The organism is Sphingomonas sp. IC-11 (assembly GCF_021043365.1).
In the GTDB taxonomy this organism is placed as follows: Bacteria; Pseudomonadota; Alphaproteobacteria; order Sphingomonadales; family Sphingomonadaceae; genus Sphingomonas.
Genome location: NZ_JAJNDU010000003.1, coordinates 24,139 through 39,672 on the forward strand (window position 1 = coordinate 24,139; position 15,534 = coordinate 39,672).

General features: G+C 63.2%; 19 protein-coding genes. 10 read left to right on the top strand and 9 right to left on the bottom strand.

Going from position 1 to position 15,534, the window contains the following annotated elements; all coding sequences use genetic code 11:
- Positions 1–60: 60 nt before the first annotated feature.
- Positions 61–321, top strand: a complete 261-nt coding sequence (locus LQ954_RS10810; protein WP_231023066.1) for a hypothetical protein — start codon at positions 61–63, stop codon at positions 319–321.
- Between the two features lie 139 nt (positions 322–460).
- On the opposite strand, the gene LQ954_RS10815 is transcribed toward LQ954_RS10810, so the two are convergent.
- On the bottom strand, positions 461–1,126 hold the full coding sequence (locus LQ954_RS10815) for a nitroreductase (RefSeq protein ID WP_231023068.1): 666 nt from the start codon (positions 1,124–1,126) through the stop codon (positions 461–463).
- Between the two features lie 81 nt (positions 1,127–1,207).
- On the opposite strand from LQ954_RS10815, the gene LQ954_RS10820 reads away from it, so the two are divergent.
- The 3 genes from LQ954_RS10820 to LQ954_RS10830 all read left to right on the top strand — a co-directional run bounded on the left by LQ954_RS10820 (position 1,208) and on the right by LQ954_RS10830 (position 3,959).
- Positions 1,208–2,410, top strand: coding sequence for an acetyl-CoA C-acetyltransferase (locus tag LQ954_RS10820; RefSeq protein WP_231023070.1), 1,203 nt, complete (start codon positions 1,208–1,210; stop codon positions 2,408–2,410).
- Positions 2,411–2,508: 98 nt separating this feature from the next.
- Entirely contained in the window at positions 2,509–3,291 is a 783-nt protein-coding gene (locus tag LQ954_RS10825; protein ID WP_227772936.1) for an SDR family NAD(P)-dependent oxidoreductase, read from the top strand.
- 215 nt (positions 3,292–3,506) lie between these two features.
- Positions 3,507–3,959, top strand: coding sequence for an acyl-CoA thioesterase (locus LQ954_RS10830; RefSeq protein WP_231023072.1), 453 nt, complete (start codon positions 3,507–3,509; stop codon positions 3,957–3,959).
- Between the two features lie 164 nt (positions 3,960–4,123).
- On the opposite strand, the gene LQ954_RS10835 is transcribed toward LQ954_RS10830, so the two are convergent.
- Both LQ954_RS10835 and LQ954_RS10840 read right to left on the bottom strand, forming a co-directional pair.
- A complete protein-coding gene (locus LQ954_RS10835; RefSeq protein ID WP_227772934.1) occupies positions 4,124–4,393 on the bottom strand; it encodes a CsbD family protein in 270 nt (89 codons plus the stop codon).
- A gap of 150 nt (positions 4,394–4,543) precedes the next feature.
- The gene (locus LQ954_RS10840; protein ID WP_231023074.1) at positions 4,544–5,326 is read right to left on the bottom strand and encodes a crotonase/enoyl-CoA hydratase family protein; all 783 of its coding nucleotides are present in this window, start codon (positions 5,324–5,326) and stop codon (positions 4,544–4,546) included.
- Between the two features lie 102 nt (positions 5,327–5,428).
- On the opposite strand from LQ954_RS10840, the gene LQ954_RS10845 reads away from it, so the two are divergent.
- Both LQ954_RS10845 and LQ954_RS10850 read left to right on the top strand, forming a co-directional pair.
- Positions 5,429–5,866 carry a PaaI family thioesterase gene (locus LQ954_RS10845; RefSeq protein WP_231023076.1) on the top strand — a complete coding sequence of 146 codons (438 nt, stop codon included), beginning with the start codon at positions 5,429–5,431 and terminating at the stop codon, positions 5,864–5,866.
- Positions 5,863–6,243, top strand: coding sequence for a PaaI family thioesterase (locus LQ954_RS10850; RefSeq protein ID WP_231023078.1), 381 nt, complete (start codon positions 5,863–5,865; stop codon positions 6,241–6,243). Before LQ954_RS10845 ends, LQ954_RS10850 begins: the two co-directional genes overlap by 4 nt.
- Here the strand turns inward: LQ954_RS10850 and LQ954_RS10855 are convergent.
- The 6 genes from LQ954_RS10855 to LQ954_RS10880 all read right to left on the bottom strand — a co-directional run bounded on the left by LQ954_RS10855 (position 6,227) and on the right by LQ954_RS10880 (position 13,126).
- The gene (locus tag LQ954_RS10855; RefSeq protein ID WP_231023390.1) at positions 6,227–7,381 is read right to left on the bottom strand and encodes a PQQ-dependent sugar dehydrogenase; all 1,155 of its coding nucleotides are present in this window, start codon (positions 7,379–7,381) and stop codon (positions 6,227–6,229) included. The genes LQ954_RS10850 and LQ954_RS10855 overlap by 17 nt on opposite strands.
- Positions 7,382–7,467: 86 nt before the next feature.
- Complete coding sequence (locus LQ954_RS10860; protein WP_227772931.1) at positions 7,468–7,908, bottom strand: VOC family protein; 441 nt, start codon at positions 7,906–7,908, stop codon at positions 7,468–7,470.
- Complete coding sequence (locus tag LQ954_RS10865) at positions 7,905–9,209, bottom strand: UDP-glucose dehydrogenase family protein (protein WP_227772930.1); 1,305 nt, start codon at positions 9,207–9,209, stop codon at positions 7,905–7,907. Before LQ954_RS10865 ends, LQ954_RS10860 begins: the two co-directional genes overlap by 4 nt.
- Positions 9,210–9,399: 190 nt before the next feature.
- Positions 9,400–11,223: a cobaltochelatase subunit CobT gene (cobT, locus tag LQ954_RS10870; RefSeq protein ID WP_231023080.1), complete on the bottom strand. Its 1,824-nt coding sequence runs from the start codon at positions 11,221–11,223 to the stop codon at positions 9,400–9,402.
- 234 nt (positions 11,224–11,457) lie between these two features.
- A complete protein-coding gene (cobS, locus tag LQ954_RS10875; protein ID WP_227772928.1) occupies positions 11,458–12,462 on the bottom strand; it encodes a cobaltochelatase subunit CobS in 1,005 nt (334 codons plus the stop codon).
- Positions 12,463–12,508: 46 nt separating this feature from the next.
- Positions 12,509–13,126 carry a winged helix-turn-helix transcriptional regulator gene (locus LQ954_RS10880; protein WP_231023081.1) on the bottom strand — a complete coding sequence of 206 codons (618 nt, stop codon included), beginning with the start codon at positions 13,124–13,126 and terminating at the stop codon, positions 12,509–12,511.
- A 145-nt stretch (positions 13,127–13,271) separates the two neighbouring features.
- Here LQ954_RS10880 and LQ954_RS10885 point away from each other — a divergent pair, with 145 nt between their 5' ends.
- From LQ954_RS10885 to LQ954_RS16315, 4 genes are all read left to right on the top strand, one after another.
- Positions 13,272–13,706, top strand: a complete 435-nt coding sequence (locus LQ954_RS10885; RefSeq protein WP_231023084.1) for a VOC family protein — start codon at positions 13,272–13,274, stop codon at positions 13,704–13,706.
- A gap of 14 nt (positions 13,707–13,720) precedes the next feature.
- Positions 13,721–13,951, top strand: a complete 231-nt coding sequence (locus tag LQ954_RS10890) for a DUF4287 domain-containing protein (protein WP_227772925.1) — start codon at positions 13,721–13,723, stop codon at positions 13,949–13,951.
- A gap of 168 nt (positions 13,952–14,119) precedes the next feature.
- Positions 14,120–14,815 (top strand): glutathione S-transferase family protein, encoded by a 696-nt coding sequence (locus LQ954_RS10895; RefSeq protein ID WP_231023086.1) that lies wholly within the window; start codon positions 14,120–14,122, stop codon positions 14,813–14,815.
- Positions 14,785–15,525, top strand: a complete 741-nt coding sequence (locus LQ954_RS16315; protein ID WP_443026619.1) for a DUF1428 domain-containing protein — start codon at positions 14,785–14,787, stop codon at positions 15,523–15,525. The genes LQ954_RS10895 and LQ954_RS16315 overlap by 31 nt, the downstream gene beginning before the upstream one ends.
- Positions 15,526–15,534: the final 9 nt, after the last annotated feature.

Consider the following 15,534-nt stretch of genomic DNA (forward strand, 5'->3'; position numbering starts at 1 on the left):
GGCGTCCTGCAACCGGACGCCGCGTGATCGGTTGCTTTCCCAGACAAAGGAGAAGCGACCATGGATATTGCGACCGGCCCGTTGGTAGAGCGCATCGCCCGCGTGCTCGCCGGCGAGCGGCTAAGCGCGAACGGCCATGGTGATCAGGAATCCGCCAGCGGCGCCGTTGACGCAGCCTGGCCTGATTACCGTGACGCTGCGGTTGCGGTTCTCCACACGTTGCGGGCACCCAGCGCCGCGATGGCGAACGTGGGCGATCCCGCCGTCTGGGAACGCATGGTGCTCGCCGCTTTGGACGAAGCCAAACCCGCCGGAGCCTGAACGACGCGCCTGTCGTGGCGGGAGGCGCGACCCGACCTGATTTGGCCGAACCGCATCACACAACCCGCCAGCCGGACATTTTTCGTGCCCGGCCCGTGATTTGCGACACGTCCAAAACTGATTGTGTACAGCCGTACGCTCAGGCGAGCACGGTTAGCCACTCTTCCTCGGGTGCACGCGGTGCGCGGGTGCGGTTGGCAGGTTCCTCGGGATCCTCATACCCGATCGCTACGCCGCAGAAGAGCATGCGCTCGGGGGGTGTGCCGAGAAATCCTTCAACCGTATTCGGATACACGGCCCAGCATTCCTGGGGGCAGGTTGCGAGGCCTTTCTCCACAGCAAGCAGCATCAGATTCTGCAGGTACATGCCGAGATCCGCCCATTGCGGAGGTCCCATGCGCCGGTCGACGGTTACGAAGAAGGCAGCCGGCGCGCCGAAGAACTGGAAGTTACGCGCGAACCACTGGGCACGCGCGGCCTTGTCTTCGCGTGGGATCCCGAGATGGCCGTACATGATCTCGCCGATCTGGAAGGTGCGCTTCTTCGTCGCCTCGGTCATTTCGCGCGGATAGATGTCATAACCAGGCTTTTCGGTCTCCCGGCGCTCCAGCTTGCCGCGCATGATCGCCTTCAGGTCATCCATTTTCGCGCCGGCAACGATATCGATATGCCAAGGCTGGATGTTACCGCCGGTCGCCGCCCTTGCAGACTGCAACGCCAGCTCTTTCAGCACGTCCATCGGCACCTCCTTGTCGAGGAAACCGCGGACGGAGCGCCGCTCTTTCACAGCCTCGGATACGTTCATTCGCCTCTCCACCTCTTGCCGTGCGCGTGAAATCGCGCCACATGGGCGACCGGGATAACATCTGTTATGGAGAGTCGGAAGATGGCTGAGGCGTATATCGTCGACGCAGTTCGGACGGCTGGTGGTCGGCGCGGGGGCAAGCTCGCGGGGGTCCATCCAGTTGATCTGGCAGCGCAGGTTCTGGATGCAATTGTCGAGCGTAGCGGGATTCCCGGTGATGCTGTGGACGACGTGGTGATGGGCTGCGTCAGCCAGGGTGGTGAGCAGGCAGGCCAGGTTGGCCGAAACGCCGTGCTCGCCTCGAAGAAGCTGGCTCAGTCAACCCCGGCGGTCACGATCGATCGCCAGTGCGGCTCGTCGCAGCAGGCGATCCAGTTTGCGGCGCAGGCAGTGATGTCGGGCACGCAGGACGTGGTGATCGCGGCTGGCGTCGAGAGCATGACGCGCGTGCCGATGGGTTCGACCTACAAGCTGTTTTACGATGCCGGTCTCGGCAAGAACAAGTCGCCGGGCCTTGAGGAAAAGTTCCCGGGCATCAACTTCAACCAGTTCGCTGGTGCGGAGATGATTGCCAAGAAGTACGGCTACACCCGCGAACAGCTCGACGATTATTCGCTCAACTCGCATCGCAAGGCGGTCGCCGCCACGCAGGGCGGCAAGTTCAAGGACGAGATCGTCCCGGTTGAGATCGAGACCCCCGAGGGCAAGGAAGTACACACTTCCGATGAGGGCATCCGCTACGACGCCTCGGCCGAGGGCATGGCCGGCGTGAAGAAGCTGTCGGAAGACGGCGTCCTCACCGCCGCGTCGTCGAGCCAGATCTGCGACGGCGCGAGCGCGGTGCTGATCGTCAGCGAGGAAGCGCTGAAGAAGTACAACCTCAAGCCGCTGGCGAAGATCGTCAACCTCACTGTCACGGCGGGCGACCCGGTCGTGATGCTGGAAGAGCCGCTGTTTGCGACCGACAAGGCGCTGAAGAAGGCGGGTCTCTCGATCGACGACATCGATCTTTATGAAGTGAACGAAGCGTTCGCCTCGGTGCCGGTCGCCTGGCTGGAGCACACCAAGGCCGATCCCAACAAGCTCAACGTCAATGGCGGCGCGATCTCGCTCGGCCACCCGCTGGGCGCTTCGGGCACCAAGCTGATGGCGACGCTGGTGCACGAGCTGCGCCGCCGCGGCGGCCGCTATGGCTTGCAGACGATGTGCGAAGGCGGCGGTGTCGCCAACGTCACGATCATCGAGAACTGCGACTATCAGGGCGAGGCGAAGGCCGCGGCCTGAACCTAGCGTAACCAGCTGAACAATGTGTCCCTGCACCTGCGGGGACCGGACTGTGCCTCCGTTCACGCGGGGGCACATCTTTGGGAGGGGAACCACCAATGAAGCTCGACAATACCATTTCGGCCGTCATCACCGGCGGCGCCTCGGGTCTCGGAGCCGCGACGGCTCGCCTGCTCGCCTCCAAAGGCGTCAAGATCGCCATCTTCGATCTGCAGGAAGAAAAGGGTGAAGCGCTCGCGCAGGAACTCGGCGGCGTGTTCTGCAAGGTTAACGTGACGGACGAAGCTTCGGTCGACGCCGGTTTCGCGAAGGCGCGCGAAGCCATCGGTCAGGAGCGTATCCTGGTCAACTGCGCCGGCACCGGCAACGCGATCAAGACGGCTAGCCGCAGCAAGGAAGACGGCTCGATCAAGCACTTCCCGCTCGATGCGTTCAACTGGATCATCCAGATCAATCTCGTCGGCACCTTCCGTTGCATCGCCAAGTCGGCCGCGGGCATGATGACGCTCGATCCGCTGCCGGATGGCGATCGCGGCGCAATCGTCAACACCGCGTCGGTCGCGGCTGAGGACGGCCAGATCGGTCAGGCCGCTTACTCCGCATCGAAGGGCGGCGTGGTCGGCATGACCCTGCCGATCGCACGCGACCTCATGAACGAAGGCATTCGCGTCAACACGATCCTTCCGGGCATCTTCAACACCCCGCTGCTGCAGGGTGCGCCGCAGAACGTGAAGGACGCGCTCTCCGCCTCCGTGCCGTTCCCGAAGCGCCTCGGCAACCCGGAGGAATATGCCGCGCTCGCTACCCTGATGATCGAGAACGGCTATTTCAACGGCGAGGACGTCCGCCTCGACGGCGCCATCCGCATGGCACCCCGCTGATAGCACTGCGAGGCCGCATGCCGCGCGCATACGGCCTCGGCAGGCCCGGACGGGAACGTTCCCGGCGCCGCCTCTGGCGAACTGAACTCCCTCCCGGGCTGCGGTCCGACGATATCATCTGACCGAAACCCCGGTGGCGATCAGGTCTGCGTGCGACACGATCGCTGCCAGACCTTTCGCCAGCGGGGTTTCTCTATTCAGCTCCGGAGCCCCTCATGTCCCGCCCCGCCCCTTGGCGCCTTTCGCCCGATTCCTACCCTAAGCTCGAAGTGAAGCAGACCCGCTTCCAGGATCTCGACACCATGGGGCATCTCAACAATGTCGCTTATGCGGCATTGTTCGAAGACGCGCGAGTGCGGATGAACCAGCAGCTTGGCCGGGTAAACCGTGGCAAGATGGCAGAAGGTACCTTCCGCGCGGTCGTGGCGCAGAACGTGATCAACTATCTGGCGGAGGGCAGCTTCCCCGAAGACGTGGAGATCGCACTGGGCATCGGTCGGATCGGCAACCGGAGCTTCGAAATGCTCGCCGCCATGTTCCAGTCAGGCAAGTGCATCGCAACCTGCGACACGACGATCGTGATGACCGACCCGAAGGGAGAAAGCTTGCCTGCGGAGTTTGTTACCCGGCTTGAAGGGATGCGGGTAAAGGGCGATCTTCAGGGCTGAGCCACAGCAAGGCTCTCGAAGGCGTTGGCCGAACCAGCCGTCAAAACCGAGATAGCGCATGGCAATGCCACCGCGTCAGTCGCGCCGCAGTGGCGCAAAATACCTCGACGGTGCGTGCTAACCCGCCCTGCGAGCTAGCACGCACCGTCAGTGTCCCGAACGCCTTACTTGCCGCGGAGCGTTCCAAGCGTGGCAAGTCCGAGCACGCCGACTAGCGCTGCGGTTGCCCATGGACGCTCCTTGGCGAAGGCCTTCGCCTGGCCCATCGCCTGCGGCTGTCCATCCGCTCCGGGCGCCATGGCCTTCTGAACCGCGCCCTTCAGTTGATCGAACATGCCGCCTGCCTGCATCGACCGATCCCCGGTCGCCGCTCCTGCGGTTTCCTTGACCTTGCCCGTGACACTGTTCGCAGTGCCCGTCAGTGCGTCTGCCATGGTTAGTCTCCCGTCATTGATGGCTTGGGTGACTCAACCGACCACGAGCGCTTTTGTGCCGCGCACGGCGAAATGCGCCCATGGAGACACCATGAGCGCATCTCACCGATCAAGGCGCCAGGCTTCAGCAAGGGCTGCTGCCGAACGACCTCAGTCCACGAAAACCGGTGCGCGCTTTTCCATGTTTGCGCGGACGGCCTCCACCTGGTTGGGCGAACGCATGAGCTTGATCTGCTCGTCGCTCTCGGCCTGGAGCATGGTCGCCGTATCGCCATCCGCCATCAGGTTGATGAGGCGCTTCGACGCCTTCACCGCCTCCGGATTGCGACCGGCGATCTCGCGCGCCAGCTCAAACGCAGCTGCCCGTGGGTCGTCCGCGAGCTTGGTAATGAAGCCATAGCCCTCGCCCTGTTCGCCGGTGAACTCGCGGGCGCTGTAGGTCAGGTCACGCAACACATCATCGCGGGCCAGAGTGCGCCACAAGGCGAGCCCGGCCATATCGGGCACCAGTCCCCAATAGGTTTCGCGAATGGACAGGCGGACGTCCGGCCGCGCAATACGCACGCAAGCACCAGACATGATCTGGAACCCACCGCCGAGCGCCACGCCATGAACCGCGGCGATGACCGGCATCGGCAACGCACGCCAGCCCCACGCCACGTTCTGTGCGGTATTCGCCACCCCATGGCTGCGCGCGCCCAGATCATTGCCGGAGCCGCCCCCCGCCATTGAGCCCATGTCCAGCCCGGCACAGAACGCACGGCCTTCACCCGACAGAACAGCGACCCGGACGTCCTTCATGGCGGAGAGCTTTTCGATGGCTGCGTTCAGCCCAGCAAACATCGCGGGATCAAGCGCATTCATCTTGTCCGGACGATTCAGCCGGACATCGGCGATGCCGCCCTCTACCGTGATTTTTACGCGCTCTTCCATGTCACTCTCCCGCAAATTGATACGATCGACTTAGATGAGCACGCGATGTGCATCAATGCCGCGAATATTGCACGTCACCCCGGCAGGTGTAACACCGCGCGAATGCAGATTGACGAGGCTTTGAGCGATATCCCCGGCATGGAGGATGTGCGCTTTGGTGGGCACGGCGGGCGGCTTGGCATCGCTTATCACGCACATGGCGACAACTGGTGCGAACTGACGCTGCCCTATCAGGAGGATATGATCGGAGACGAGGAGTCGGGGGTGATTGCCTCGGGTCCGATATTCGCCTTGATGGACATCGCGACCAGCCTGGCAACGATGCGCAAGCTGGGCCGCTTCGTTCCTCATGCAACGCTTGACCTGCGGGTCGATTATCTGCGGCCGGCCAAGCCTGGCAGCACGGTGATCGGCCATGGGGAATGCTATGCGATCAAGCGATCGATCAGCTTCGTCAGGGGTCAGGCGCATGATGGAGACCCCAATGATCCGGTTGCTCATGTCTCCGGGACGTTCATGTTCCTGGGAGAAGGCGCATGAAGCTGCCGCCCTACGCCGATCTTCTCGGCGCCACACTGCAATGGGAAGCAGGGCTTCCCGTCCTGGCTATGCCATTCAGCCATGATGTGCTGGGCCGGCCGGGCTTTGTACAAGGCGGCGCCATCACTGGCCTGATCGAGGTCGCCGCACTCGCCGCACTTCGCCACCAGCTTGCCGGGGAAGGCGGCGGGCGAGTGAAGCCGATCAATGTGACGATCGATTTCATGCGTGGGGGCCGCCAGCGTGTCACCTATGCCGCCGGCACCGTCACTCGGCTCGGCACTCGTATTGCCAATGTCGAGGCGATCGCCTGGCAGGAAAGCCGGGACAAGCCGATCGCCTCGGCACGGATGAATTATCTTATTTCGAGGGCGTGAGGCGGATCATCCTGCCCTGTGACCCCTGGCCTCCGTCCTCCAGCACATAGATAGAGCCGTCCGGCGCCTGCTCCACTTCGCGGATGCGGGCGCCCATGTCCCACTGGTCACCCTTGCGTGCGCTGGTGCCGTCCAGATCGACCCGCACAAGCGACTTCGATGAAAGCCCGCCAATGAAGGCGTCGCCCTTCCACTGCGGGAACATGTTGCCGGAGTAGATCATCAAGCCGCCAGGGGAGATCACGGGCGTCCACCAGACCTTTGGCGCCTCGAAACCGTCACCCTGGCTATGGTCCGGGATCGGCCGGCCGTCATAATGGTCGCCGTTCGACACCTTGGGATAGCCGTAGTTGCGGCCCGGAAGTACCAGGTTCAATTCGTCCCCGCCCTTAGGGCCCATCTCCTGCTCCCAGAGATTGCCAGCCGAATCGAACGCGATGCCCAGAAGGTTCCGGTGGCCGTAGCTCCAGACGGCGGGATGGAAGCCCTTCTTGCTCAGCGGGTTACCAGGGGCCGGCTTGCCGTCCAAGGTTAGCCGTAGCACCTTGCCAAGGGTTGCTTTCGGATCTTGCGCCGGATCGAATTTCTGCCGCTCGCCATTGGTGAAGAAAATGAAGCGTTGGTCGGGCGAAAACGCAATACGTCCGGAATAATGGCCCGAGCCGGACACAAAAGGCGTGGCACGGAACAGCACCTCGATGCCGTCCAATGTTTCGGCCCCGGCCTCGGCATCGTTCAGGACACCCCGCGCCAGCACCACGCCTTTGCCGTCCGCTTCTGCGGCAGACCAGCTCAAGTACACCCGTTTCGACTGCGCGAAGTCGGGCGCCAACACCACATCCATCAGGCCGCCCTGACCCTCGAAGTCTACCGGCAGCTTGGCAATTTCGGTGCGGCTTGCTCCGTTCGCGGCCACCAGAAGGAGCTGCCCGTGCTTCTCCGTCACAAGCATCCGCCCATCAGGTAGGAACGTCATCGCCCATGGGTTTTCGAAATCTGCGATGACCGTTTGCGTGAACGGCGTCGCCGCGGTCGTCGCCGTGGTGCCCCCCGTGCCGGGTTGTCCCGTTGCCGACTGAGGGTCCGCGGAACAGGCGGTGGCGGCCAGCAGGCTGGCAACGAACAGGCTTCGTGAGATCACGTTCACTCCTTTGGTCACGGCGTCGTAGACTATCACGTCACGCAGCAGTTCGGCCTTCCTGTTTTCGTGAACGGCAAGGGATATCACCCGCTGGAGGGGCGATCCGCATCATTCTTCCAGAGGCCGGGCGTCGCGAGTTCCAGCACGTGACCGTCTGGATCGTTGAAATAGAGGCTTCGGCCGCCCGCCGGCCATGTGACTTCCTGCGTGATCGTCACGCCGTGCGCCGTCAGCCGCGCGCGCCAGGGTTCGTAATCGCCAGCGGAAATCGCGAGCGCCATGTGCAGCGGCCCGTGTCCGTCATGGCCGGGAATCGTTCCGCGGGGCGTCACGACATCCGCGATCGATTGGCCGCGTGCAAATATGAGCAACACTGCGCCATGCCCTGCGTCAAAGGCGGTGAGCCGTTCGCCCTCCAGCATCGCGGAGAGCCCGAGCACATCGCGGAAGAACGCTACCGACCGCGCCATGTCTTCGACATACAGCGCGGTTTCGAGCACTCCCGCGATGCGCGGCCGGGTCACCGACCGACTGCCGTGTAGGCGAAACCGGCCCGTTCCGCGTCCTGCCGTTCGTAGATATTGCGCAAGTCGACCAGAACGGGCGCCTTCATGATCTTCTTAAGGCGGGCGAGGTCCAGTGCGCGGAACGCATCCCATTCGGTCACGATCGCCACCGCATCGGCACCCTCGGCCGCTTCATAGGGGTCGCCGCAATAGGTGAGGGCGGCTGGCATAACGGCCTTGGCAGCGTGGGCGCCCTCAGGGTCATAGGCTTTGACGGTAACGCCTGCGTCCATCAGGCTCTGCACGATCGCGATGGAGGGCGCGTCGCGCATGTCGTCGGTGTTCGGCTTGAAAGTGAGACCAAGTATGGCGACCGTCTTGCCGCGCGGATCATCACCCAGGGCGGCAAGGACTTTCCGTCCCATTGCGCGCTTGCGCGCGTCGTTCACCTTTACCACCGCTTCGACGACGTGCACCGGCGTGTCGAAATCCTCTGCGGTCTTCAGGAGAGCCAGCGTATCCTTCGGGAAGCAGGAGCCGCCATAGCCAGGACCGGCGTGGAGGAACTTGCGCCCGATCCGGTTATCGAGGCCGATGCCGCGCGCGACATCCTTCACGTCGGCGCCAACCGCCTCGCACAGGTTCGCCATTTCGTTGATGAACGTGATCTTGGTCGCCAGGAATGCATTGGCGGCATATTTGGTGAGTTCGGATGTGCGCCGGCCGGTGAACAGGATCGGGCTTTCGCCCAGGTACAGCGGACGATAAATCTCCCGCATCACCTCGCGCGCGCGCTCATCATCCGTGCCGATGACGATGCGGTCAGGCCGTTTGAAGTCTCCGATCGCCGCTCCTTCGCGCAGGAACTCGGGGTTGGACACGACGGCAAACTCGATGTCCGGCCGGGTCTCGCGCAGGATCTGCTCCACCCGGTCACCCGTTCCCACCGGAACCGTCGACTTGGTGACGACAACGAGCGGGCCGGTTGCGGCACGCGCGATCTCCTCCGTCGCGGCATAGACATACGACAGGTCGGCGTGGCCATCACCCCGCCGCGAAGGTGTGCCGACCGCAATGAACACTGCGTCGGCGCCCGCAACCCCAGCTGCAAGATCCGTGGTGAAGGTCAGCCGCCCGGCAGCCACATTGGTGGCAACCAGCTGGTCCAGCCCCGGCTCGTAGATCGGCATGCGTCCCTGATGCAGGGCCTCGATCTTGCTGGCATCCTTGTCGACGCAGCACACCGCATGCCCGAAATCAGCAAAGCACGCCCCCGAAACAAGCCCGACGTACCCCGAACCGATCATCGTAATGCGCATGTGCTGGTGCCCCTTCTCGACAACGCGTCCGACGCTGCCCGGTCATGCTCTACGTAGTGCACCGGATTTCATCAACCGACGGTGTCTTCACCATTTTGGCGAGTTACAACGCGAACGCTGGGCTAGAGCCGCGCAGATTCTGCGGAAGCGGTCGAGGTCGTGTCCGCGAACGTCCACACACCGAGGCTGGCTATTCCGCGTCGAACAACGACGCGAGCTGCTCGATGATCGTTCCGCCCAGCTGTTCCGCATCCATGATCGTCACCGCGCGGCTGTAGTAGCGCGTCACGTCGTGCCCGATGCCGATCGCGATCAGCTCCACGGGTGATTTGCGCTCGATCCACTCGATCACCTGCCGCAGATGGCGCTCCAGATAGGAGCCGCTGTTCACGGACAGTGTTGAATCATCCACTGGTGCGCCATCGGAGATCACCATCAGGATCCGGCGTTCTTCAGGACGCGCGATCAGGCGAGCATGCGCCCAAAGTAGCGCCTCGCCGTCGATGTTCTCTTTCAGCAAGCCTTCGCGCATCATCAGGCCAAGCGAGTTGCGCGCCCGCCGCCACGGCTCGTCGGCCATCTTGTAAACGATGTGTCGAATGTCGTTCAGGCGGCCCGGCTGCGGCGGACGCCCTGCGGCCAGCCAGGTCTCGCGGCTTTGCCCGCCCTTCCATGCGCGGGTGGTGAAGCCCAGGATCTCCGTTTTCACCCCGCAACGCTCCAGCGTCCGTGCGAGGATATCGGCGCTGATTGCGGCGATGGAGATCGGGCGTCCCCTCATCGACCCGGAATTGTCGATGAGCAGCGTAACCACCGTGTCCTTGAACTCGGTGTCCTTCTCCATCTTGTACGAAAGCGACTGCATCGGATTGATGACGACGCGCGCCAAACGCGCCGCATCAAGCAGCCCTTCCTCCTGGTCGAAGTCCCAAGAGCGGTTCTGCTGCGCCATCAGCCGACGCTGAAGCCGGTTGGCAAGCCGGGAGACCACCGCCTGCAGCGGTACGAGCTGTTGGTCCAGATAACCGCGCAGCCGTGCCAGCTCGTCGCTGTCGCACAATTCTGTGGCTGCGATCACTTCGTCGAACTGGTTAGTCCAGGCCTTGTACTCGAACTGCGGCGACCAATCGGCAGGCGGACGGTTCGGCCGCACCGGCTGCATGCCTTCCTCGCCATCGTCGCCGGGCTCGCCATCAAGATCGTCGTAGCTCTCTTCGCCCTGCTCCTGGCTTTCGCCTTCGCTGTCGTCGGACTCGCGCTGCTCGCCCCTCTGCTCAGATTCGGCTTGGCCCTCGCCGTCCTGGTTCTCGCCCTCTTCGCCTTCGTCCTGCTGCTCGCTGTCGGTGCCTTCGTCCTCGCTGCCGCCCTCGTCGGTTTCTTCCGGCGCCTGATCACCTTCGATCAGCTCAAGATCCTCCAGAAGCTTCATCGCCAGCGATTGAAAGGCGCGCTGGTCATCCAGCGCCAGGGCAAGGTTCGACAGATCCGCGCGCTCGGCGATCCAGTCGCGCACCAAGGCCAAGCCAGCGGCGGCAGCGGCGGGCGATTGCTCACCGGTCAGCGCTTCACGCACCAGCAGTCCCAATGCGGTCGACAGCGGAACCTCGTCTCGCGTGCGGGCGCGCGTGATCGGATCGGCACGCAACCGCACATCCAGCGCATGCGCCAAATTGTCGGTGATGCCTTGATAGCCACGGCTGCCGAGCGCCTCCACCCGGGCGCCCTCAACCGCGTCAAAAACGGCTCGGGCCAGTGCCTCTTGCGGCGCGCCACGCTGGTGAAGCGCGGTGTCATGGTGCTTCAGCCGAAGCGCGAAACCATCGGCGAAGCCCCGCGCCTCCGCCACCTGCTCGGCGGGCAGGCTGCGCGCCGGCATCGGCACCTTGAGATGCTTGCCGGACTGGGTCGGCGCATCTGCGGTGAAGGCGAGCTCGAGTTCCTGCTCCTCGGACAGCGCACGCGACGCGCCCCCCAGAACGTTCTTGAACCGGTCGAGAGGCGTTTCGGTGGCCATCGGGCGATGCTACTCCTGAATGTCCGTCCGGGCGAGCGAAAGTGGAACGACGATGCGGCGGTCTGCCGCTGCCCTGCCTTGATGAGTGTCCCGATCTTTAGCCATTCGGCCGCACGCGCTAAACAAGCCGCATGCACGTAATATCACCGGGTCGGCGGGCCACCGCTAGCGCGAACGCTCACTCAGCAGCCCCACAGGCCCAGTCGCCCCGCATAGCGCGCAACACCGTCGTGATCAGCCTTTCCCGACGACGCTTTCCGGCAGGTCCTTCCCGAACACACGCTGGTAATATTCCGCCACCAGCGGCCGTTCTGCCTCGTCGCACTTGTTGAGGAACGACAGGCGGAAGGCGAAGCCGACGTCCTTGAAGATCAGCGTGTTCTGCGCCCAGGTAATCACGGTGCGCGGGCTCATCACAGTGGAAATGTCGCCGTTGATGAAGCCCTTGCGGGTCAGATCCGCCACCCGGATCATGTTCTCCACCTGCTTCTTGCCTTCGGGCTTGTCATATTCGCCCGACTTGGCGAGCACGATGTTCGCCTCCGTCGCTGCCGGCAGGTAGTTCAGCGTGACCACGATGTTCCAGCGGTCCATCTGGCCTTGGTTGATCTGCTGCGTGCCATGATAAAGCCCGCTGGTGTCGCCGAGACCCACCGTGTTCGCGGTGGCGAATAGTCGGAAATAGGGGTTCGGCCGGATCACGCGGTTCTGGTCGAGCAGGGTCAGCTTGCCCTCGGTTTCCAGCACGCGCTGAATGACGAACATCACGTCCGGGCGCCCAGCGTCATATTCGTCGAAGACGAGCGCGGTCGGCGTCTGCAGCGCCCATGGGAGCAGGCCCTCCCGGAACTCGGTCACCTGCTGCCCGTCCTTCAGGACGATGGCATCACGGCCGATCAGGTCGATACGGCTGATATGCGCGTCGAGATTGATGCGGATGCACGGCCATTTCAGGCGCGCCGCCACTTGTTCGATATGGGTCGACTTGCCGGTGCCGTGATAGCCCTGCACCATCACGCGGCGATTGTGGGCGAAGCCAGCCAGCACCGCCATGGTCGTATCCGGATCGAATACATAGGCGGGGTCGAGATCAGGGACGCGCTCGTCCGCCTCGCTGAAGGCAGGACATTGCATGTCGCTGTCGATGCCGAACATCTCGCGCACGCTCACCATTTTGTCGGGCGCGTCGAGGATCGTGGTTTCGCGGCTGTCGGGAAGCGTATTCGGAATGTCGGTCATGCGCGCCTCGAAAGTAACACGACTGCCTTAGGCCCTGTTTTGCGGGTTATTCAACCTCTGCTTTCGCCGGCAGCCTGAACAGATCGATGAAGCGCGCCGCCAGATCTCGGTCGCCGGTGAACACCAATTGGCCCGCAGCTTCGGCCTCCGCGATCGGCCACTTGCCATAGGTTATGTTCGCCATGATCCGCGGCGTGGTGGCGAAATGCACGTCAACGGCGGCGATCCCGCGAGTGATCGGCAAGTCGCCGTTCGCAAGCCGGGCGACAAAGGATTCGGGTCCGAAGCCAAAGCCCACCGCCATGGCGGGCATATTCCGCGCCGCAGCCACATCGATCATGGTGCGCAGAGACAGCATCATCGATGCTGCCGACAGCGGCAGCATAGGATTGTGATCGGGAGAGCGAGCCGCCCAAGCGCCCAGTGCCTTGATCGGCTCCTCCGCCTCATATCCCCAAGGGGTAAGCCCATAGACCTGCACATTGGCCGGCGGAGGCAACTTCTCGCGCTTCACGATATGGGCGCGCTCCAGCCCTTCGAGGCGCTGCGTCAGCACATTGGCACTGATCCCGCCCAATGATGCCTTCAATTCGCCAAAGCGGCGCGGACCGAACATCAACTCGCGCACGATGAGTAACGACCAGCGCTCTCCCACCAGCTCCATCGCAAGCGCGGTTCCGCAAGCATCATCGTACCACCGTCTTGTTGCGCCTAACGCTCCTTCTGTCACTTTTTCTAACTTCATGGTTGTCTTTTCTAACTGGTGAAGGCACAAAACTCAAGTAACGAGTCGGAGAGGAGCCCGTTTCATGAGCCGCATGATTTTCGTGAACCTGCCAGTGGTTGACGTGGCACGCGCAACCGCATTCTACGAAGCGCTGGGCTTTACCAGGAACGACTTGTTCTCGAACGAACAGGCATCCGCGATGGTCTGGTCGGAGGCGATCCAGGTGATGCTTCTCGATCGAGCTTTTTACGCGACCTTCACTGACAAGCAACTGATCGACGCCAAGCTCACCAGCGGTGTCCTGCTCGCCTTGTCTTTGGACAGCAGGGCCGCAGTGGACTCGATCACTGAGGAGGCGATTGCAAGTGGGGGCCGCGAGACGCGCGAGCGCCAGGACATGGGCTTCATGTACAGCCGCGCGTTCGAGGATCTCGACGGCCACACTTGGGAGCCCATGTTCATGGACATGGTCGCGGCCGAGCAGGCGATGAGCCAGCCCGAAACGACGGGCGCCTAAAGAAAGGCAGGACAATGTCCTTCCAGGCCTATCTCGATACGATCGAAAAGAAGACCGGCAAGAGCCCGGCTGACCTACGCGCAATGGCTGTGAAGAATGGCTGGACGCAGGGCGCAGCCCTGGCTCCCGGTGTCCGTCCCATAGCCATCGTCGAGGCGCTGAAGGCGGAGCTCGGACTGGGGCACGGTCACGCCATGGCGGTGGTGGCCCTGCTCAAAGGCCAGAAAAAGGAAGGCGACGCCTGACAATCCCTGCTGCGCACAAGCGCAGCCGCAACGGAGACGATCATGCTCCAGCGCCATCGTGCCACATTCGCCGGCCTGGGGGCCTTTTCCGTCACATCAATGGCGATCCTGCTGAACGCTGCAGCGCGCGGCGCCTGGCCGTTCGCCTAAAATGAAGAGGAGGATAGGATGAGCAAACCGATCATCACTGCCTTTGACTGGGTGCCGCCGTTTGCGCGCGGACAGGTCCGGGACCTGCGCGTGCGCTGGGCGTTGGAGGAAGTCGGCCAGCCTTATGATGTGCTCTATCTGAGCCAGGGCAGTCAGAAGCATCCGCCGCATCGCCAACGCCAGCCGTTTGGTCAGGTACCGACCTATCAGGACGGCGATCTGATCCTGTTCGAATCGGGCGCGATCGTGCTGCACATCGCGGAGAGGCACGGCAAATTGTTGCCCGCCGAACCGGCGGACCGCTCTCGCGCAATTGAATGGATGTTTGCGGCACTTAACACCGTCGAGCCGCCGATCATGGACCATGCCATTGCCACCTTGTTCGAGGCCGGCGAGCCCTGGTCCAAGCCGCGGCTCCCGGCGGTGAATGCGCGGATTGACGAGCGCCTCCGCGAACTGTCGCAGCGGCTGGGCAGCGGCACCTGGCTTGATGGGGAAAGCTTCACCGCTGGGGATCTGCTGATGGTGTCGGTGCTGCGGATCATCGCCGGCGACGGCTGCCTCGATGCTTATTCGAACCTTACCGATTATATCGCGCGGGGTACCGCCCGCCCGGCCTTTCAACGCGCGCTTGCCGATCAACTCGCCGGCTTCACTGGTGAGCCACCAGCAGAGCTGCGCGCATGGCTGGAGAAATTGGGGGAAGCGGCATGACCTATGTCGATGGCTTCGTGGTGGCGGTGCCGACCGCCAATCGGCAGCGGTATATCGATCATGCCGAAGTCGGGCTTGATCTGTTCAAGGAGTTCGGCGCGTCTCGCATGGTCGAAGGCTGGGGTGATGATGTGCCCCGCGGCGAGGTGAACGACCTGTACGGCGCGGTGCAGGCGAAGGATGACGAAACCGTCCTGTTCAGCTGGGTGGAATATCCGGACAAGCCCACCCGCGATGCAGTGGGCGAGCGGATGATGAGCGATCCGCGCGTGGCGGCGATGGGCGAGATGCCGTTCGATGGAAAGCGCATGATCTACGGCGGGTTCGATCTGCTACACGAGGCGGGCACTGGCGGGGATTGCGGCTATATCGACGGTGTAGTGCTGCCGGTCCCGCAGGATCAAAAGGAAGCCTACCGCGCCTTCGCGCAAACGTCCGCGACCGCCTTCCTCGACCACGGCGCAACCCGGGTCGTCGACACATTTGGTGATGAGGTTCCGGACGGAAAGATCACGGATTTCCGTCGCGCCGCAAAGGTGCAGGATGGCGAGACAGTTGCCTTCGGCTGGATCGAATGGCCCTCGAAACAGGTCCGCGACGCCGCCTGGGAAAAGCTGATGAGCGACGAGCGGCTATCGGGCAGCGGCGACCGCCCGTTCGACGGCAAACGCATGATGTTCGGCGCCTTCGTGCCGGTGGTCGATCGTTGAACACGGGAG